This window comes from Aliiroseovarius sp. F20344 (assembly GCF_023016155.1).
Taxonomy (GTDB): domain Bacteria; phylum Pseudomonadota; class Alphaproteobacteria; order Rhodobacterales; family Rhodobacteraceae; genus Aliiroseovarius.
In genome coordinates this window covers 52,390-70,128 of record NZ_JALKBG010000003.1, presented here as the reverse complement: position 1 = coordinate 70,128, position 17,739 = coordinate 52,390, and the positions used below count along the sequence as shown (strand labels likewise).

The window sequence follows — 17,739 nt, the reverse complement described above, 5'->3', positions numbered from 1 at the left end:
CTTTTCCCTTCGGACATAAGACGTTACGGTTTGGATATGCAGGACATAACACACGACCCATACATCGTCACCGACCAGTTGGATCCCGCCCGCGCTTCGGCATTTCTTGTCGCTCTGGGCAAGGCAGAGACCCCAAAGGCCGGCGATCCTTTGCCGCCGTTCTTTCACCAGCTCTATTTCTGGGATGCACAGCCGCCAGCCAACATTGGCCGTGATGGTCATCCAAAAGTTGGTGGGTTGATCCCTGACATGGGCTTGCCACGGCGGATGTGGGCGGGGGGAAGACTGTCTTTCACCTCGCCGCTACTTCTAGGGAAAGCCGCAGAAAAGCGCAGCTTCGTCGAGGCAACAGCGTATAAAACGGGCCGCACGGGTCCATTGGGTTTCGTGACTTTGCGTCATGAAATTTGGCAGTCCGGGAAGCTTGCAGTGACCGAGCATCAGGACCTTGTCTATCGTGAAGACCCGGATCCAAATGCGCCTGTACCAGTTCCCGTTCAGGCCCCTGGCGACGAGGAAAACCGCGAAGTTTGGGAAATTAACTCGACGCTTCTGTTCCGCTACTCAGCTCTTACGTTCAACGGGCATCGCATCCACTACGATCTGGATTATTGCCGGGATGTTGAAGGCTATGATGGCCTTGTTGTGCATGGTCCGCTGTTGGCGCAACTGCTGATGCTTAAAGCAACGCGAGAGCTTGGCCCCTTGTCGGAATTCACTTTCCGCGCCATTTCGCCGGTTTTGCACTCGGAAGCTGCGATACTGTGCAGGAAAGGTCATTCGCTGTGGGTGTGTAGACATGATGGGCGGCTTTGTATGGAGGCGACTGCGCGCCGTGCCGAAGTCTAAAGACTGGCTTCGACCCGGAAATCTTCTGGGATCGCGTCCTGCCCATCCAACACTAGATCAGCCATCAACTCGCCCACGCGCGGGCCCATGCCGAAGCCGATTTTGAAGCCACCATTGGCGATGAAGGAACCGGGGCGGCCGGGGTATTCGCCCAGCATCGGCGCGCGGGATTTGGCGCGTGGACGCACCCCGGCCCAGCGTTCGATCACGGGCGCGTCTTTCAAAGCGGGGCACGCTGTTCGGGCGCGGGAGATTACGTCTTCGAGCGCCTCGTCACAGCTTGTGGGATCGTCAAACTCCCGCTCGCTGGTGGACCCGATGGCCACCGTGCCATCTGCGTGCGGGATGATATGTATGGCGTCTGCAAAAAGCTGCGGCATATCGCGTGCGTCATAGTCCAAAAGCGCGCTTTGGCCCTTCACGCCGTTGCCAACGGGTTTGCCCAGTTCTTCAGATAAGGACAGCATACCCTGCCAACCTGTCGCCCAGACCTCGGTGCCCTCAGACTGGCCTTCAGTCACGATTTCGCCACCCTTTGTTTGGATCGCGGCAATAAGAGTGGCCCCGGCGCGGCGGGGGCTCATTCGGGCGGTCAGCGTGTCGTAGATCAGGAAACCTGTCGGGCTGATTGGCGCCCAATCCGGGAAGTCCGAGGCCGGACGCACCTGCCACACGGCCTTGCCTTGCCACAGGGTTTCAGCCTCGACCGCACGGGTCTTGGCAAGGTCCAACAGGCGTTCGTCCGCGATGGGCTGCAACCGACCCGACCGCGCATAGCCGGGGGATTTTCCCGACACGGCCTCGACCTCGGCCCAATAGGTTTCCGCCATGATCAGGCTGTGGAACTGAAAGGCTTTCTTGGCGTTCCAGCGTTCCGGCACATGCGGGGCCAGTGCGCCGACAAGGCCTCCGGATGATCCAGCATCCGGTCCGTTTGGATCTATCACCCGTACCTTTGCGCCGCGCTTTGCGCAGCTCCATGCGACCGACAGGCCAAAAATTCCCGCGCCGTAAACTGTCACATCAGCGATTGCCATTGGGCCGTTCCTTCTTCATGGTCGCGCGGGTTTCATCAGCGTTCTAGGGCAGATCATGACAAAGCGCCAGACAACGACGACCACGGCGAGCATCACGTGGAAAGACAGCGGCGTGCCGGTGGCCGAGCGTTTTGACGACCCGTATTTCTCGCTCGAAGACGGTTTGGCCGAGACGCGGCATGTGTTCATTGTTGGCAACGATCTGGCGACCCGGTTCCGCCCTGGATTTCAGATTGCAGAGCTAGGGTTTGGTACCGGCCTAAACATGCTGGCCGCGTTCATCGCGTGGCGTGCGGCTGGGTCGCCTGATGGGGCTGGGTTCACCTCGTTCGAGGCCTTCCCGATGGAGGCCGCCGACATTGACCGTGCTCTGCAAGCCTTCCCCGAGGCCCATGCTGTTGCAGGCCCCTTCCTGGCCGCGTGGGAACAGGGTGAATTCCGGTTCGATATGGATGGGTTCACGGTCGAGGTGATCGACGGCGACGCTCGCGAAACCCTTGCCGCGTGGGACGGTAAGGCAGACGCATGGTTCCTAGACGGTTTCTCGCCCGCCAAGAATCCTGAACTGTGGGGCGAGGATCTGATGAACGAAGTTGGCATCCACACTGCGCCTAATGGCACGTTTGCGACATATACCGCTGCAGGTTTTGTCCGTCGCGCCCTAGACGCGGCGGGGTTCGACGTGGAACGTGTTCCCGGATACGGGCGCAAGCGGCATATGAGCCGTGGCACATTGCGGCCCTAGAGGACGCAATGGAGCGCAACAATCAAATCGGCATCTGGCTGATGGTGGCCACCACGTTCGTCTTTGCGATGCAGGACGGGATTTCACGCCATTTGGGTGGGGAATACAACGTCTGGATGGTCGTTATGATCCGCTATTGGTTCTTTGCGGCGTTTGTCCTGTGGCTGACCCGCCGAAACGGTGGACTGTCTCAAGCTTTGCGTCCTGCGCGCCCGTGGTTGCAAATCACTCGTGGTGCGCTTTTAGCGCTGGAGATCTGCGTCACGGTCCTGTCATTCACACTGCTGGGATTGGTCGAAAGCCACGCGATCTTTGCGATCTACCCCTTGATGGTCGCAGCCTTATCCGGCCCGGTACTTGGCGAACATGTGGGCTGGCGTCGTTGGGCCGCCATCGGGATTGGCTTCATCGGCATATTGGTCATTTTGCAACCGGGATCGGGGGTGTTTTCACCTTACGCCGTGATCCCACTTCTTGGCGCAGGTATGTTCGCGGTTTACGGGTTGATGACGCGACTAGCGGCAAAAACCGACAGCACACAAACGAGCTTTTTCTGGACCGGTATCATGGGCGCGGTTGTGATGACGGCAATTGGCATCTGGTTCTGGCAGCCGATGTCGCAGGGCGACTGGGCGTGGTTGGCGCTTCTGTGTTGCACGGGCGTGTTGGGCCATTGGCTGCTGATAAAATGCTACGAATTTGCCGAGGCCAGCACCGTACAGCCCTTTGCCTATCTACAATTGGTGTTCGTCAGCTTCATCGGCGTCTTGGTCTTTGGTGAGGCTTTGCACACCAATGTTGTGATCGGTGCTGTGATCGTCGTGTCGGCAGGCATCTTTACTTTGATCCGCAGCCGCCGCTCTACTTCTTAAGCTCTTTCAGCAGGCGCAAAGGTTCGGTCTTCCCGGTCAGCCGCGCGCGATAGACAGGCAAGCTTTCGGTCACACGCATCACGTAGTTGCGTGTTTCGCGAAACGGGATGTGTTCGATCCAATCGATGATGTCGACAGACGACGAGCGTACATTGCCAAACCTCTCGGTCCAACTGCGTGACCTGCCGGGACCCGCGTTGTAGCCCACGGATATCAGCACAGGATTACCATTGAAGTCTTCAATCAATTTGGCCAGATATTCAGACCCCAGCCGCGTGTTATAGGCCGGATCTGCGGTCAGACGCGCTTTGGAGTAGGGCATGTCGAGACGCTTTGCCATGTCAGACGCCGTGCCGGGCATCAATTGCATCAGCCCACGCGCACCCGCACCCGAGACCACAGATGGATCAAATTCGCTTTCGCGGCGTGCAATGGCCAGCTCAAGCGCACGGGGAACTGTGCGATTGCCACGTCCGATGTCTGGTGTTGGGTAATATGAACGGGCAATCGTGTGGCCCTGACGCGCGGCCTGTTTCGCGATCATGACCTGAAGATGAGGTTCGTTCACGCTTTCAGCCCATTTGCCAAGCTGCCCAAGTTCCTCGCGCGCGAGGCTTTCGGCCAAATGGACCGAGAACCGCTCGGCCCAGTAGAGTTCGCCAGCCGCCTGCAACAGGCGGGCGGCTTCCATGACCGATCCTCCCCAAAACCTTGCTTGTTTGTGGTCGGGGAAAGGCTCGGATCCGGTCAAGCGCGGGTCCATTGGGACGCCAGCCTTTTCGGCCGCGAGAAGCCCATAGAAACTTGTCTGGTATTCGGCTCCGAACTCATAGGCTGCCTGAGCGCTGACTTGGTCGCCTTGCGCCTCATAAGCGCGTCCGTTCCAATACCCGGCGCGACCCAGACTGATTGGGGTCTCGACCCCCTGTTGGAAGGCTTGGAAATGGGTGCTGGCGGTCGCGGGATCGTTCAGCTTTCGCAGCGCCAGATAGCCAGCCAACCATTCCAAATCATTCCGGCTGGAACCGTCCGGAATGTGATGCAACGCCGCAAGACGATAAGCCTGTTTGGATTTCCCCTCGCGCATCGACCAGCGTGCCAACACACGACGCCAGCTTCCCCAGCGATCAGGCTCGCCCAAAGACTGAGCTGATTTAGATCGTTCAAGCAGCAAATCCGCGGCGTCCTGATTGCGCCCTTTGGATGCGCGCCACAGGAAGCGTTCATAGGCAAGCCCCGGATCATCAGCAAGGCTGGCCGGAATAGCTTTGATCAACGCATCCACGCCATTTTGTTTGCGCCGCAATCCGATACGCGCCTTGGCCAAAGCTTGTTGGCCAGTAGACAACGACGGTAACAGGCGTGTCGCTTCTTTGGTGGAGCCTTGCCACAACAGCATATCTGCGCGGTCCCAATGGTGGGATTTCAGCGTGTCGCCATAACGGGACAAGAACGCATCGTGCTCGTCCTGATCTAAGGACATGGACACCCAGGCCAGAATGATCTGTGCCCGTGCCTCTTCCGTCTGACCAGTGGCCTTTAGAGCCTCAGCCAACCGCAACGCGCCACGGCCGGTTTGCGGAGGTTGGTTTTTAAAGAATTCCAGCACTTCGGATGGCGTGTGATTGTGCGGGATCGACTTTTCGGACCGTTTGCGCAGAAGTTTCAATCCCGGCCAGTCAGGATGGCGTTCCAAAAAAGCGCGCGTATCTGCAAAACTGCCCTTCGCTTCGCGCAAACGATGCCATTCGACAATGTCAGAAGCCAACGCCCCGCCATTGCGCGCTTGGGCAGTGGCCGTGCCCCATTCATCTGCACGTGCAGATTTAATGGCGGACTGAAACGCCGAAACCGCAGCCGAGTCCTGCGCGAGCGCCCCCGAAAACGTGGGCAAGCTGATGAAAACAGCCAACAAAAGGGCTGGCGTAAAGCGCGAAATGATCCTGTTCATATGCAAAACCTATCTTTGTGGCGCTAACACGCAACACACAAACTTGGCATTTGTGATGAACCCGGCTAGTTTCCGCCGCGTTTGCAGGGCGATTCAGCGTCCGTTCGCAGACATAACTGGAAACACAGACAAAATGGAGCGTGTCATGTTTAAAGGATCTCTTCCTGCCCTGGTTACGCCGTTCAAGAACGGTGCAGTGGATTTCGACGCGCTCAAACACCTTGTAGAGTGGCAGATCGAAGAAGGCTCATCAGGTTTGGTACCTGTGGGTACAACCGGGGAAAGCCCGACTTTGACCCATGAAGAACATGAGGCCGTGATCGAAGCGGTGGTCGAAGCTGCGGCTGGCCGCGTGCCGGTGATTGCCGGTGCCGGGTCGAACAACACTGCCGAATCGCTGCGCTTTATGGAGCACGCCAAGCGTGTAGGGGCCGCAGCTGGTTTGGTGGTGACACCTTACTACAACAAGCCGACCCAGCGCGGTTTGGTTGCCCATTACGAGACATTGGCCAACGCAGTTGATCTGCCCATCGTGATTTACAACATCCCGGGCCGCTCGGTTGTCGATATGACACCTGAAACAATGGGAGCTTTGGCCAAGCACAAAAACATCGTGGGCGTTAAAGACGCGACCGGCGATCTGGCGCGCGTCAGTTTTCAGCGCATGACCTGCGGTGCGGATTTCGTGCAGCTTTCGGGCGAAGACGCGACAGCGCATGGGTTCAACGCGCAGGGTGGTGTTGGCTGTATCTCAGTCACTGCGAATGTGGCCCCGCGCCTATGTGCGGACTTGCAGGCTGCCACGCTGTCAGGTGACTTCGCAAAAGCGCTTGAGATTGCGGATAAGCTGATGCCTTTGCATCAGGCGATCTTCATGGAGCCTGGTTTGTGTGGTGCCAAATATGGCCTGTCTAAACTGGGCCGCTGCAGCACCGAAGTCCGGAGCCCACTGACCGAGATCACGGACGAGACCAAATCCGCCATCGACGCCGCCATGCGTCACGCCGGTTTGATCAACTGATCCAAAGTTAAAAGGGGCCGTGCAATGTCGCGGCCCTTTCTCTTTTTGGGGGTTGGTCTGGACAGTTCGGGGCGCACGTCCTACATCCGGGCCATGGCTAAGACGAAAGAAGATCCCAACTACAAAGTGATCGCCGACAATCGGCGTGCGCGGTATGACTACGCGATCGAGGAAGATATCGAATGCGGTATCGTCTTGATGGGGTCCGAGGTGAAATCTCTGCGTCAGGGCGGCGCGAACATTGCCGAAAGCTATGTGGCCGTAGAAGATGGCGAGCTTTATCTGACCAACAGCTATATCGCACCTTATAAACAGGCCATCACTTGGGGGCATCTGGAGCGGCGCAAGCGCAAGCTTCTGGCGTCAAAGCGCGAGATTTCCAAGATGTGGAATGCAACCAGCCGCAAGGGTATGACCCTTGTGCCGTTGGTCATCTATTTCAATCACAAGGGTTTGGTGAAAGTGAAAGTCGGCATTGCCAAGGGTAAGAAAGCCCATGACAAACGCGCGACCGAAGCCAAGCGTGATTGGGGCCGTCAGAAGCAGCGTTTAATGCGTCACGGCGACTGAGTTTAGGTGATCCCAAAACTTGCGTAGGGTAGGAAGCGAACGGGTGTGCCTGGCGTGATGTCCATTGCCGCGTCAGGAAGCTCCACAAGGCCAGTGGCCCAGCTTAGGCCCGAGATACGGCCAGAGCCTTCTGACTTGAACGCATCCACCTGACCGTCCTTGTTTACACGTGCGCGCAGGTATTCACGGCGACCTGCTTTTTTCGATTTCTTGAAAGCAGCTGGCAGGCTGATTGCGTCGGTCCCCAACCAAGCCCCCCCTGCCAGAACCGAGAATGCTGGTCGTGCAAAGATCAATGTGGTGACAAGGGCCGCGACCGGGTTGCCGGGCAGGCCGAAGACCGGCGTGCCATTCCATTGGGCCAATGCCAGCGGGCGGCCCGGTTTGATGGCAATGCGCCAATGATGTAGCGATCCGGTTTCTTTCAAAAGCGCCGAGACATGGTCTTCGTCACCCGCAGAAGCCCCGCCAGAGGTCAGGATCACATCAGCTTTGGTGGCGGCTGCATCGAAAGCCGCGCGCAGCGCGTCGCGGTCATCGGCAACGTGACCAAGGTTGACTGGCGTGTATCCCCAGCCCTCGGCCAGTGACAATAGCATCGGGCGGTTGGCGTCATAGGTGCGAGCAGGGTCCAGCGTGCTGCCCGGTTCTGCCAGCTCATCACCCGTGGACAACACGCCCACGCGCAAGCGTTTGAAGACTTGCGCTTCAGGCAGACCCAACGCTGACAGAAGCCCCACATCCGGGGCGCGCATTTTATGGCTAGCGGATAGCGCAAGCTTGCCCGCCTCCACATCCTCGCCCGCCGCGCGTGCATTGGCGCCGGGTTTTACGCCTGCCGGGAAACGCAGCGTTTGACCGTCGACTTGTACATCTTCTTGCAAGACCACCGTGTCTACACCTTGGGGCAGCAGCGCGCCGGTCAGGATGCGGATGGCGTGGCCCTTTGCAACTGCACCAGAGAACGGATCGCCCGCGGCCGCGCGTTCCGTCATCAAAGGCAGCTCAATCACGTCACCCTTCGGCAGATCTGCATAAGCAAAAGCGTAACCGTCCACGGCAGAGTTTGCACCGGGTGGATTCGACCGCGCGGCCACGTGTTCCGATGCTAGGATGCGACCGCGAGATTGCGCGGTGGGTACTGCTTCGGTTTCGACGACGGGCGAGAGACGGGATTTCAGCGTGTTCAACGCCTCGTCCACCGGAGTCCAATGCACACCGGGCGGCAAGGCAAAGCAGTCGTTTTTCAATCCGCTGGATTTGCGAGGGGCAATGCCGGTTGTTTCTGCGATGAAACTTGCGATGGACGCCGTGTCATCCAGATCGAAAAGCGGCAGGTCCAGATCGGGCAAAGCCTCGTCGCTGGCCACAGCACGGATCGTTTCGTTGGCGGGGGCTAAAAGCGCTTCGCCGGTCGCTGCGCGGTGGGCTTCGATCTTAGGATGCGGGGCACCTTTGAACCCTTCAACCAGCACAAGGTCACAGGGTTTAAGGCCCCGGATCAGCTCGGCCAATCGGGGTTCGGGATCGTCACGCAATTCGTGCAGGGTGGCAATTCGCGCAGAAGACACCAGCACAACCTCTTGCGCGCCCGCGACGCGGTGCCGATGGGTGTCAGTGCCGGGTTTTTCCAAGTCCACGCCGTGATGGGTGTGCTTAAGCGTCGAAACCCTCAGCCCCTGCACTGTAAAATGCGCCACAAGGCGCTCCATCAACCCGGTCTTGCCGCTGTTCTTCCAACCTGTGACGCCGAAGATTTTCATGGGGCGGTCTCCAGCAAGGTTTGTGCATGCGCAAGGTCGTCGGGTGTGTTCACGTTGAAGAATGGGTCGAACGGAGTGGGCGGGAAACTTGCGACCGCGGCGCCATGCTTGTCAGTCCACAAAACCACCTTGCGCAATCCGCCCTCCAACGCCTCGCGCAGATCATCGCGCAGGCCAACCGGCCACAGCCCGAAAGTGGGCTGTCGCATTGCACCCCGTTGTGGATCGAGCGTGGCAGCCAAAGCAATGTCAACGCCATCACGCTGGGCTGCGATCATCAGACGATCAACCAGATCGCGCGGAAAGAACGGCGTGTCAGCGGCGGCAGAGATGACATGAGTCGCGCCGATTTCTGCCGCCCAATCAAGCCCTGTCAGAACACCTGCCAATGGTCCTGCGAACCCCTCGATACTATCGGACAAAACGGGCAGACCAGTGTCCATAAATCGGGTTGGATCACCATTGGCGTTCAAAGCCATCGCGCCGACTTGTGGGGCGAGCCGATCAATCACATGGGTTAGAAGCGTGCCATCGCCCAAAGGAAGTCGTCCTTTGTCGCCGCCGCCCATGCGTGTGGCTTGCCCACCGGCAAGGATGATGCCTACTGGCCGGGTCATTTCGCGGCGCCTTTCCGGCGGTGCTTGCCGTCTTCCCGCGCCATGTGGGCAGGGTCCACGTCACGGATAAGCCGGTCTTCGCCCGATAGACACGTAAAACGCTGGCCGCGCATCCGTCCGATCAGGGTCAGGCCAATATCCTGTGCAATCTCAACGCCCCATGCCGTGAAGCCAGAGCGCGACACCAACACAGGAATGCCCATCTGCGCGGTTTTGATCACCATTTCCGAGGTCAATCGCCCCGTGGTGTAAAGGATCTTGTCGTCGCCCGAGACACCTTGATCCAGCATCCAACCCGCAACCTTGTCGACTGCATTGTGACGCCCAACATCCTCCATATAAACCAACGGCCGATTGCCTTGACACAGCACTGTGCCGTGGATGGCACCTGCTTCTAGATAAAGCGACGGGGTGCGATTGATTTTCTGCGATAGGGCATAGAGCCAGGATGTTTTAATCGGCGCGGCGGGCAGGGTCAGACCATCAAGCCCCTCCATCATATCGCCAAACACCGTGCCAACCGCGCACCCGGAGGTACGCGTTTTGCGCGCCAGTTTATCCTCGTAATTGGTTTCGGTCGCCGTGCGCACTACGACCGTGTCGATGTCTTCGTCATAATCCACGCCGGTGATTTCGTCAGCTTCTGACAGCATGCCCTGATTGCGTAGAAATCCAAGCGCCAGAAATTCCGGGTAGTCGCCAATGGTCATGGCGGTCACAATCTCGCGCCGGTTCAGGAATATCGTCAAAGGACGCTCTTCGACCACGTTGATGGTCACGGGCGCGCCGGTTTCATCATGTCCTGCCACGGCTCGCGTAAGCCGTGCCGCCCCGGGATCCGGTGCAATTAAATACTCTGACAGATCGTGTTCCGTGGCCAATTGCAACTCCTGTGCGGACACCTTAAGCGTTAGAGGCAATCTAGGATTTCATCATGACAACGTCCAACCCGAAACGACATTTCCTGCGTGGAACGCGTGATGCGCTTCCTTTTCTGCTGGTAATTGTCCCCTTTGCCGCGCTTTTCGGCGTGGTAGCGACCGAAGCAGGCCTGAATGTGGCCGAGGTTATGGGCTTTTCGGTACTTGTGATTGCTGGGGCTGCGCAGTTCACAGCTGTTCAGATGATGACTGAGAATGCGCCAACGGTGATCGTAATTTTAACCGCGTTGGCGGTAAATTTGCGTATGGCGATGTACAGCGCTTCTTTGACGCCCTATCTGGGAAGCGCTCCGATTTGGAAACGCGCGCTTGTGGCTTATTTGATGGTGGATCAGGCCTATGCCCTGTCGCAAATCAAATTCGAGATGGAGCGAGATCTGACTGTGTCCGAGCGGGTAGGGTACTATCTGGGAACCGTCGCACCGCTTGCGCCGTTTTGGTATGGTGCCAGCTATCTTGGCGCGGTCGCTGGTGCGCAGGTGCCGCCAGAGCTTGCGTTGGATTTCGCGCTGCCAATTACCTTTCTAGCCATGATCGCCCCTGCCTTGCGGACGTTTGCGCATGTGGCCTCGGCGGTGACGTCCGTTGTTCTTGCGCTGGTCATGGCATGGATGCCCTACGGAACTGGGCTGTTGGTTGCAGCCTTGGGTGCAATGATCGTCGGAGCACAGGTCGAGCTTTACATGGAACGGAGGGCCGCGTGATGGAAGAGCTGAACCACACCACCGTTTGGTTCGTCATTTTCGCGATGGCGATTGGAAGCTTCCTGATCCGTTTCAGCTTTTTGGGTCTGATCGGAGATCGGCAAATGCCCGAATGGGTGCTGCGCCATCTGCGATATACGCCCGTGGCGGTTCTGCCCGGTTTGGTGGCCCCGCTGATGCTTTGGCCTGCGGCAACGGGGGGCAACCCGGATCCCGCGCGCTTGGCGGCGGCGCTTGTGACACTGGCTGTGGGTTATTTCAGCAAAAACGTGCTGGCGGCGATCCTATCAGGTGCCGCCACGCTTTATGGGCTTCTGTTTTTGTTGGGATAATTCGAAGCGAAAGATCAGGAAACGCGCGGATCAGATGCCGCGCGTTCTGATTTCATTGTCTTTATGCGGATCGTTGTCGCTGAAGCTTTGGCTACGTACACCGGGTAGTTGCCCAAAAGCGTCCATGATCTTTTTCGGATAATACGTTTGCGGAATTGAGTTGAACCCGGGAAGGCTTCGCAAAATCGCGCTGACGGATTGACCGCAATGCGCCTTGGGGACTGCGCCATATTGCTCGGCCGCACGTTTGGCCATTTCGGCAACTTGCGGAGTCACCACAATATCCTGCCGGATCACGTCATAGGTCACCCGAGCGTGGTAATCGATGTAGAAATCCACAGCGCGGTCCGTCATGCCGTAATGGACGTCATGACGCTCGGGCAGATTTGGGTGATTAAACGTACCGGCCGGGTCAAAGATGACCCTTTGTGATCCATTGATCAAAAGCGCCGAATGCGCCCCTGAGCCAGAGGCCTTGGAGATAACTGTAAACAGCGTGATAGTCGGAGGGCCGTCATGCCGATAGGCGGCTTTTGTCACCGCCTGATCACTGGCCCAGATATTGTCCGCGCCACCGCAACCGGCAAGCGCAACAATCAACGACAGCACGGCAAGCAATCGTACCATAAGACCCTCGAACCTAATAAACTGTAAGCGTGCTGGCTTAAGCGCCGACGATCGCCAAGAAGACCAGTACGGCCAGAATGACGATGACGGACCATTTGGTCACGTTCATGAAGCCCGCGTAGGTTTTTTCCTGAGAGCTCGTATCCATGGTGCCATGTACGTGTTCAGCCATTTTGTGAATCCTGTTCTGAATTAGCGTTTTGCCTCAATTAGCGGATTTCCGGGCCTCTGTCACGGCCCGGATTTCCTATATGACGCGCCTGTTCCTATTCTTCTTCTAGCTGAGCCGCCAATCGGAAACCGATGCGATTTGGCTGTGCACTTTCAATCTGTTTCGGAAGGGCACGCAGCATGACGGACAGCTGGCTTACATGCTGTACCAGTTGGGTTTTTGTACCTTCCCCGTCTGACCCGTAATAGGTGATGATGTCGGGGTCAAAAAAACCGATCCCTTCGATCCGCAAGACGCCCGCATCGCCGCCAGCAAAGCCCATGGCGACCTCGTGTTCATTGTCCAGCTGTTCTTCGAAGTTCTTGATATAGAGAATCAGACGTTCATAGGCCCACTGTGCGGGGCTTTTCTGCTCGACCGGAGTTTCAGCCACCTTTGCAGGCAGCTCTTGATCCTCGACCACAACCGGACCGGATTCGCTGCAATCAATAGTGTGCGCGCGCGGTTGGCGGGCTTTGGGTTTTGGGGTGTCGTCGGACATAAGGCACCGTTTTCTCGAATTACATTTCGCCAAGAGTGGCACAGGGAAGTCCCGGCGTCACGTCACGATCTAATGATCTGACCAAATCTTGGAAAATGTCGGTTTCAGGACAGAAAGGCATCATCGCCGCTGAAAGCTTGTTCGGAGGTCAGGGAGGATTGGCATGAAGATCGGATTTGTTGGGCTTGGAAATGTCGGTGGGAAACTTGCGGGAAGCCTGTTGCGCAACGGCAAGGATCTGACGGTTCTGGATTTAGATCCGGATCTTGTTGATGGGTTCGTGTCACGCGGGGCCAAAGCGGCAGACAGCCCGGCAGCCCTGATGCGCGACTGTGATGTGGTGATCACTTGCCTTCCGTCGCCTGCCGCCTGCAATGCTGTTGTTAGCGAGATGCTGGACGAGGTCTGTGAAGGCAAGATCTGGCTTGAGATGTCGACCACCGACGAAGCCGAAGTAAAGCGTCTGGGCGCTGAAGTCATCGCGCGTGGAGGGGCCGCAGTGGATTGTCCGGTTTCAGGTGGGTGCCATCGGGCGGATACGGGCAATATCTCGATCTTTGCAGGATGTGACCGGGCGACGTTCGAGCGGGTGCTACCGATTCTAACTGTGCTGGGTCGCCGGGTTTTGCACACCGGTGAGCTCGGCTCGGCCTCGGTTCTGAAGGTGATGACCAACTATCTGGCGACCGCGAACCTGCTGACCTGTTGCGAGGCGCTGGTCACGATGAAAGCGGCTGGGCTGGACCTCGCGACCACCTATGAGGCGATCAAGATATCCTCTGGCACGTCCTTTGTGCACGAGACCGAAAGTCAGGTGATCCTGAACGGATCGCGCGATATCTCTTTCACCATGGACCTTGTGAAAAAGGACATTGGTCTGTTTCAGGATATCGCGGACAGGGCCAATGTGCCGCTGGAAATCTCACCCTTGATGATCGAAATCTTCAAAAACGGGATCGCGCGTTTTGGCGAGCGGGCGCAGTCAGATGATATCATTCGCCGTTTGGAAGAAGCGACAGGGCTGGACATCACCGCCCCCGGTTTTCCGGCCGAGATGACGGATGATGAGCCCGAAGAGCCGGGATACGAAGTGGTGCCGCGCGGGCGGGGCTAGGGGGCTTTGCCCCCGCGCGAAACCCGTCTGGGTTTCACGCTCCCCCAGGATATTTTTGACAAGGAAAAGCGGGTAGAGGTCAGATGGCTTTCCACAGCCACGCGCCATCCTCGCGTTTGGTGCGGGTGGCGCGGCCTTCGTGCAGAAGGTGATTTAGGTGGCCCACGGCTTCGACCAGCGCCAGCCCGTATTCACCGCCTTTGATCTCGCGTTTGAACAGCGGCGGGAAGCACTCGCCAGCGGTATGCGGCTCTGACAGGAACTCTTCCAGTCGCCGCAGCGCGCTGTGGTGGTTGTCTATCAACTGACGCATCCGCGTGGGCAGGCCCGTGAACGGCAGCTTGTGGCCGGGCAGGACCAGTTGTCCGGGTGTGGCGTAGTGCTTCAGCCGCTCGTTGGCTTCCAGCCAGTCGCCCACCGGGTCTGCATCGGGTTCGGTCGCATAGACGCCAAGGTTGGGGCTGATTGTGGCGAGGAGTTGATCTCCACCAATCACCAACTCTCCATCTGTAGACCAGAGCGTCGCGTGTTCCGGCGCGTGGCCATTGCCGATGCGGACATCCCAATCGCGCCCACCAAAGTGAATGCGGCTACCTTCTTTGATGCGTTTGAAGCCGAGAGGCATGTCCGCGACGATGTCGGCATAATTGAAGGGGCGATCCGTTAGGCGTTTCTCGTACACCTCGCGATCCATCCCTGCTGCGCGCCAATAGGCCAGCGTTTCGTCCACCGGCTCCATCTGTTCGTCCAAGAGCAGCATTCGGGCAAAGAGCCACGCGGTTCGTGTGGTGACAAGTTCCGCGCCGTGATCGCGCTGGAACCAGCCCGCCAGCCCCACATGGTCGGGGTGGTGGTGGGTAACGATGACACGCACCACAGGTTTCCCACCCAAGGGGCCTGCCAGCAGTTTCTCCCAAATGCGGCGGGTCTTGCCGGTGTCAAACCCGGTGTCGACGATGGTCCAACCCTCGGGATCTTCGAACGCGAAGATGTTCACATGATCCAGCGCCATCGGCAGCGGTAAGCGCGCCCAAAGCACGCCTTTTGCGACCTCGATGGCTTCCCCTTCGGCCGGGATGTCCGCGAAGGGGAAGTTCAGCTTGCCGCTCACGATGCCAGATCTTCCGGGCTGAGCGCATAGAGGCCAGCGGCGCCTGCACGAGCTTGAGCGAATTGCGCCACGTGTTCCGGCAGCAGGCGGTTAATGTGGAAACGCGCAAGCTCGGTGCGGGGGCCTTTGCCACCTTCTGCGATCGCCGATTTAAGGTGCATATGCGCGCCCAGCACGCGGGCAAAGCCCATCAAGAAGGGAACGGCACCAGCAAAGCGATCCTGCATGTCGTCCTGTTCGGCCATCCATTCGACGGTTTCGCGCAGGTCTTCTGCAGCGGACCAGACGGCTTCGGACATGTTGGGGAACATGGCGCGCGCGCCTTCGGCTTGCGTTTCGATTTCTTCCAACAAGCGGAAAGCAGCCTCGCCCCCATCCATCATCTTGCGGCCTACAAGGTCCATGGCCTGAATGCCGTTGGTGCCCTCGTAAATCGCGGTCACACGCACATCGCGGCAGTATTGCGCGGCACCTGTTTCTTCGATGAAGCCCATGCCACCATGGACCTGCACGCCCAGATGGCTGACCAGAATACCGGTTTCAGTCCCATAGGCTTTTACGATGGGCGTCAGAAGTGCCGCGCGGGCTTTCCAGGCGTCGTCACCAGTCGCTGTGGCCATGTCGATCGCCTTCGCAAGCGACAGGGACATCGCGCGCGTGGCGAACAGCTCGCAGCGCATCTGGGTCAGCATCCGGCGCACATCGGCAAAATCGATGATCATGCCAGTGCCCTTATCACCCAGAGGTGTGCGGCCCTGCTTGCGCTCCAGCGCATAAGTCAGTGCTTTTTGATACGCGCCCTCACCAGCGCCCAGCCCTTGAACTCCTACACCCAGACGGGCGTTGTTCATCATGGTAAACATTGCGGCCATGCCCTTGTGTGGCTCGCCGATCATCCAGCCCTTTGCGCCTTCGAATGACATTACCGCCGTCGGGCTGCCATGTAGGCCCATTTTGTGTTCCAGGCTGACAACGCGCAGGTCGTTCTTTTCGCCCGGATTGCCGTCCGCATCTGGGATCAGCTTGGGCACAAGGAAGAGCGAGATGCCCTTCGTGCCGGGTGCGCCATCAGGCAGACGGGCCAGCACAAGATGGCAGACATTTTCGGTGATGTCGTTGTCACCCCAACTGATGAAAATCTTCTGGCCAGTCACCGCATATGTGCCGTCGCCATTATCTTCGGCTTTCGAGGTTAGTGCGCCCACATCGGACCCGGCCTGCGCCTCGGTCAGGTTCATCGTGCCCGCCCATTCGCCAGAAATCAGCTTGGGCAGATAGAGTTCTTTGATCTCGTCCGAGGCATGATGCTCCAGCGCTTCGATCTGGCCTTGGCTCATCAACGGGCAAAGCTGCAAAGATAGATTTGCAGCCGACATCATGTCGTTTACGGCGGTCTGCAGCGTCAGCGGCAGGCCCATGCCGCCATATTCCGGGTCTGCGGCCATGCCGACCCAGCCACCCTCGGCAATCGCGGCGTAGCTGTCTGCGAAACCCGGCGACGTGCGCACAATGCCGTTTTCCAGAACGGCTGGCGTCAAATCGCCATCGCGGTGCGATGGGGCCAGCTTGTCTTCACACATCTTACCCGCTTCGGTCAAAACAGCCATGGCAACATCGCCTGTGGCTTCGGAAAAGCGGTCGGTGTTGGGAAGGTCGTCATAGCCGATGATATGGTCGAACAGGAACTGGAAGTCTTCGGTTGTTGCGCGGTAGGTCATGTTCGATCCTTGGCTTCTGGGCTTTGGCCCGTTAACTGGTCAATGATGATCCCTTACCGAAGGTCAGTAAGGCGGCAAAGGAAAACGCAGCGTCATGGCACAGCGCGAGTTGAAAACCGAGCATCTGAAGGCGGACGCAGCTGGTGTGGCGCGGGCGGCGGAATTGCTGCGTGCGGGCGCCTTGGTGTCCTTCCCGACCGAGACCGTTTACGGGCTAGGCGCGGACGCCACCAATGATACAGCCGTCGCGCGTATATTCGACGCAAAGGGGCGCCCGCATTTCAATCCGCTAATTGTACACGTGCCGTCTATCGTAGCGGTGTCAGATTATGCGGTTCTGGAAGGTAAGGCGCGGGATCTGGCCATGGCCTTTTGGCCCGGCCCTTTGACGCTTGTAATACCTTTGAAGCCAAACGGACCATTGTCGGCGCTTGTCTCGGCGGGGTTGCCTACGGTTGCGATTCGTGTGCCTGAACATCCCTTGGCACACGAACTTTTGACGGCAGTTGGTGTTCCGGTCGCTGCGCCTTCCGCAAATCCATCGGGTCGGATCAGCCCCTCGACCGCGCAACACGTGCTGGACGGGCTATCCGGGCGGATCGAGGCGGTTTTGGATGGCGGCCCCTGCGGTGTTGGCGTTGAAAGCACAATTGTAGGCTTCGATCCAGCACCCACTCTGTTGCGCCCCGGCGGCTTGCCGGTCGAGGCGTTGGAGGCCGCGACAGGCCAAGCGCTTGTCGTGCGGGGCGAAGATGCATCCATTACCGCGCCGGGGCAGTTGACGTCACATTATGCCCCCAATGCGCGCATGCGGCTGAATGCCTCTGAGGCACTTACCAACGAACGAATGCTCGGTTTCGGAGACGTCGAGGCTGATTTGAACCTGTCGCCGTCCGGTGATTTGGTCGAGGCTGCCGCAAATCTGTTTGGCTATCTGCACAAGATGGATGCCGAAGGCGATGCACCGATTGCGGTGTCGCCTATCCCGGATCATGGGTTGGGACGTGCCATTAATGATCGCTTGCGCCGGGCCGCAGCCCCACGGAACTGATCC

19 protein-coding genes are annotated in these 17,739 nt (G+C 58.4%); 9 read left to right on the top strand and 10 right to left on the bottom strand.

Annotated features, from left to right (window positions below; translation table 11 throughout):
- Window positions 1–36: 36 nt before the first annotated feature.
- Complete coding sequence (locus MWU55_RS00920; protein WP_246933822.1) at window positions 37–849, top strand: acyl dehydratase; 813 nt, start codon at window positions 37–39, stop codon at window positions 847–849.
- Here the strand turns inward: MWU55_RS00920 and MWU55_RS00915 are convergent.
- Window positions 846–1,886: an FAD-dependent oxidoreductase gene (locus tag MWU55_RS00915; protein WP_246933821.1), complete on the bottom strand. Its 1,041-nt coding sequence runs from the start codon at window positions 1,884–1,886 to the stop codon at window positions 846–848. The two genes, MWU55_RS00920 and MWU55_RS00915, sit on opposite strands and share 4 nt — an antisense overlap.
- Window positions 1,887–1,941: 55 nt before the next feature.
- On the opposite strand from MWU55_RS00915, the gene mnmD reads away from it, so the two are divergent.
- Together mnmD and MWU55_RS00905 are read left to right on the top strand one after the other, a co-directional pair.
- Window positions 1,942–2,631 carry a tRNA (5-methylaminomethyl-2-thiouridine)(34)-methyltransferase MnmD gene (mnmD, locus tag MWU55_RS00910; RefSeq protein ID WP_246933820.1) on the top strand — a complete coding sequence of 230 codons (690 nt, stop codon included), beginning with the start codon at window positions 1,942–1,944 and terminating at the stop codon, window positions 2,629–2,631.
- Window positions 2,632–2,639: 8 nt separating this feature from the next.
- Complete coding sequence (locus tag MWU55_RS00905; protein WP_246933819.1) at window positions 2,640–3,503, top strand: DMT family transporter; 864 nt, start codon at window positions 2,640–2,642, stop codon at window positions 3,501–3,503.
- Here MWU55_RS00905 and MWU55_RS00900 read toward each other — a convergent pair.
- A complete protein-coding gene (locus MWU55_RS00900; protein ID WP_246933818.1) occupies window positions 3,493–5,454 on the bottom strand; it encodes a lytic transglycosylase domain-containing protein in 1,962 nt (653 codons plus the stop codon). The two genes, MWU55_RS00905 and MWU55_RS00900, sit on opposite strands and share 11 nt — an antisense overlap.
- Before the next feature lie 145 nt (window positions 5,455–5,599).
- Here MWU55_RS00900 and dapA point away from each other — a divergent pair, with 145 nt between their 5' ends.
- Entirely contained in the window at window positions 5,600–6,475 is an 876-nt protein-coding gene (gene dapA, locus MWU55_RS00895; protein ID WP_246933817.1) for a 4-hydroxy-tetrahydrodipicolinate synthase, read from the top strand.
- Between the two features lie 93 nt (window positions 6,476–6,568).
- Entirely contained in the window at window positions 6,569–7,045 is a 477-nt protein-coding gene (smpB, locus tag MWU55_RS00890; RefSeq protein ID WP_246934466.1) for an SsrA-binding protein SmpB, read from the top strand.
- A 2-nt stretch (window positions 7,046–7,047) separates the two neighbouring features.
- Here smpB and MWU55_RS00885 read toward each other — a convergent pair whose 3' ends face one another.
- Genes MWU55_RS00885 through MWU55_RS00875 form a run of 3 tightly spaced genes read right to left on the bottom strand, consistent with a single transcriptional unit; the run spans window position 7,048 to window position 10,312 of the window.
- Window positions 7,048–8,808, bottom strand: a complete 1,761-nt coding sequence (locus tag MWU55_RS00885) for a bifunctional molybdopterin-guanine dinucleotide biosynthesis adaptor protein MobB/molybdopterin molybdotransferase MoeA (RefSeq protein WP_246933816.1) — start codon at window positions 8,806–8,808, stop codon at window positions 7,048–7,050.
- A complete protein-coding gene (gene mobA / locus MWU55_RS00880; protein WP_246933815.1) occupies window positions 8,805–9,425 on the bottom strand; it encodes a molybdenum cofactor guanylyltransferase MobA in 621 nt (206 codons plus the stop codon). Before mobA ends, MWU55_RS00885 begins: the two co-directional genes overlap by 4 nt.
- On the bottom strand, window positions 9,422–10,312 hold the full coding sequence (locus tag MWU55_RS00875) for a formate dehydrogenase accessory sulfurtransferase FdhD (protein ID WP_246934464.1): 891 nt from the start codon (window positions 10,310–10,312) through the stop codon (window positions 9,422–9,424). Before MWU55_RS00875 ends, mobA begins: the two co-directional genes overlap by 4 nt.
- A 47-nt stretch (window positions 10,313–10,359) precedes the next feature.
- Here MWU55_RS00875 and MWU55_RS00870 point away from each other — a divergent pair, with 47 nt between their 5' ends.
- Both MWU55_RS00870 and MWU55_RS00865 read left to right on the top strand, forming a co-directional pair.
- A complete protein-coding gene (locus MWU55_RS00870; protein ID WP_246933814.1) occupies window positions 10,360–11,070 on the top strand; it encodes an AzlC family ABC transporter permease in 711 nt (236 codons plus the stop codon).
- The gene (locus MWU55_RS00865) at window positions 11,070–11,402 is read left to right on the top strand and encodes an AzlD domain-containing protein (protein ID WP_246933813.1); all 333 of its coding nucleotides are present in this window, start codon (window positions 11,070–11,072) and stop codon (window positions 11,400–11,402) included. The genes MWU55_RS00870 and MWU55_RS00865 overlap by 1 nt, the downstream gene beginning before the upstream one ends.
- A gap of 30 nt (window positions 11,403–11,432) precedes the next feature.
- Here MWU55_RS00865 and MWU55_RS00860 read toward each other — a convergent pair whose 3' ends face one another.
- From MWU55_RS00860 to MWU55_RS00850, 3 genes are all read right to left on the bottom strand, one after another.
- Window positions 11,433–12,029 carry a hypothetical protein gene (locus MWU55_RS00860; RefSeq protein WP_246933812.1) on the bottom strand — a complete coding sequence of 199 codons (597 nt, stop codon included), beginning with the start codon at window positions 12,027–12,029 and terminating at the stop codon, window positions 11,433–11,435.
- Between the two features lie 37 nt (window positions 12,030–12,066).
- Entirely contained in the window at window positions 12,067–12,201 is a 135-nt protein-coding gene (locus tag MWU55_RS00855; RefSeq protein WP_246933811.1) for an aa3-type cytochrome c oxidase subunit IV, read from the bottom strand.
- A 94-nt stretch (window positions 12,202–12,295) separates the two neighbouring features.
- Complete coding sequence (locus MWU55_RS00850; RefSeq protein WP_246933810.1) at window positions 12,296–12,742, bottom strand: DUF6173 family protein; 447 nt, start codon at window positions 12,740–12,742, stop codon at window positions 12,296–12,298.
- Between the two features lie 163 nt (window positions 12,743–12,905).
- Here MWU55_RS00850 and MWU55_RS00845 point away from each other — a divergent pair, with 163 nt between their 5' ends.
- Complete coding sequence (locus MWU55_RS00845) at window positions 12,906–13,856, top strand: NAD(P)-dependent oxidoreductase (RefSeq protein WP_246933809.1); 951 nt, start codon at window positions 12,906–12,908, stop codon at window positions 13,854–13,856.
- Window positions 13,857–13,935: 79 nt separating this feature from the next.
- Here MWU55_RS00845 and MWU55_RS00840 read toward each other — a convergent pair whose 3' ends face one another.
- Both MWU55_RS00840 and MWU55_RS00835 read right to left on the bottom strand, forming a co-directional pair.
- On the bottom strand, window positions 13,936–14,970 hold the full coding sequence (locus MWU55_RS00840) for an MBL fold metallo-hydrolase (RefSeq protein WP_246934463.1): 1,035 nt from the start codon (window positions 14,968–14,970) through the stop codon (window positions 13,936–13,938).
- Entirely contained in the window at window positions 14,964–16,685 is a 1,722-nt protein-coding gene (locus MWU55_RS00835) for an acyl-CoA dehydrogenase (RefSeq protein WP_246933808.1), read from the bottom strand. The genes MWU55_RS00840 and MWU55_RS00835 overlap by 7 nt, the downstream gene beginning before the upstream one ends.
- A 94-nt stretch (window positions 16,686–16,779) precedes the next feature.
- Here MWU55_RS00835 and MWU55_RS00830 point away from each other — a divergent pair, with 94 nt between their 5' ends.
- Entirely contained in the window at window positions 16,780–17,736 is a 957-nt protein-coding gene (locus MWU55_RS00830) for an L-threonylcarbamoyladenylate synthase (RefSeq protein ID WP_246933807.1), read from the top strand.
- Window positions 17,737–17,739 lie beyond the last annotated feature (3 nt).

What these genes read in the sequence shown, in the direction of transcription:
- MWU55_RS00920 (WP_246933822.1), top strand. Translation starts at nt 37, where the DNA reads ATGCAGGACATAACACACGACCCATACATCGTCACCGACCAGTTGGAT.
- MWU55_RS00915 (WP_246933821.1), bottom strand. Translation starts at nt 1,886, where the DNA reads ATGGCAATCGCTGATGTGACAGTTTACGGCGCGGGAATTTTTGGCCTG.
- mnmD (WP_246933820.1), top strand. Translation starts at nt 1,942, where the DNA reads ATGACAAAGCGCCAGACAACGACGACCACGGCGAGCATCACGTGGAAA.
- MWU55_RS00905 (WP_246933819.1), top strand. Translation starts at nt 2,640, where the DNA reads ATGGAGCGCAACAATCAAATCGGCATCTGGCTGATGGTGGCCACCACG.
- MWU55_RS00900 (WP_246933818.1), bottom strand. Translation starts at nt 5,454, where the DNA reads ATGAACAGGATCATTTCGCGCTTTACGCCAGCCCTTTTGTTGGCTGTT.
- dapA (WP_246933817.1), top strand. Translation starts at nt 5,600, where the DNA reads ATGTTTAAAGGATCTCTTCCTGCCCTGGTTACGCCGTTCAAGAACGGT.
- smpB (WP_246934466.1), top strand. Translation starts at nt 6,569, where the DNA reads ATGGCTAAGACGAAAGAAGATCCCAACTACAAAGTGATCGCCGACAAT.
- MWU55_RS00885 (WP_246933816.1), bottom strand. Translation starts at nt 8,808, where the DNA reads ATGAAAATCTTCGGCGTCACAGGTTGGAAGAACAGCGGCAAGACCGGG.
- mobA (WP_246933815.1), bottom strand. Translation starts at nt 9,425, where the DNA reads ATGACCCGGCCAGTAGGCATCATCCTTGCCGGTGGGCAAGCCACACGC.
- MWU55_RS00870 (WP_246933814.1), top strand. Translation starts at nt 10,360, where the DNA reads ATGACAACGTCCAACCCGAAACGACATTTCCTGCGTGGAACGCGTGAT.
- MWU55_RS00865 (WP_246933813.1), top strand. Translation starts at nt 11,070, where the DNA reads ATGGAAGAGCTGAACCACACCACCGTTTGGTTCGTCATTTTCGCGATG.
- MWU55_RS00860 (WP_246933812.1), bottom strand. Translation starts at nt 12,029, where the DNA reads ATGGTACGATTGCTTGCCGTGCTGTCGTTGATTGTTGCGCTTGCCGGT.
- MWU55_RS00855 (WP_246933811.1), bottom strand. Translation starts at nt 12,201, where the DNA reads ATGGCTGAACACGTACATGGCACCATGGATACGAGCTCTCAGGAAAAA.
- MWU55_RS00850 (WP_246933810.1), bottom strand. Translation starts at nt 12,742, where the DNA reads ATGTCCGACGACACCCCAAAACCCAAAGCCCGCCAACCGCGCGCGCAC.
- MWU55_RS00845 (WP_246933809.1), top strand. Translation starts at nt 12,906, where the DNA reads ATGAAGATCGGATTTGTTGGGCTTGGAAATGTCGGTGGGAAACTTGCG.
- MWU55_RS00835 (WP_246933808.1), bottom strand. Translation starts at nt 16,685, where the DNA reads ATGACCTACCGCGCAACAACCGAAGACTTCCAGTTCCTGTTCGACCAT.
- MWU55_RS00830 (WP_246933807.1), top strand. Translation starts at nt 16,780, where the DNA reads ATGGCACAGCGCGAGTTGAAAACCGAGCATCTGAAGGCGGACGCAGCT.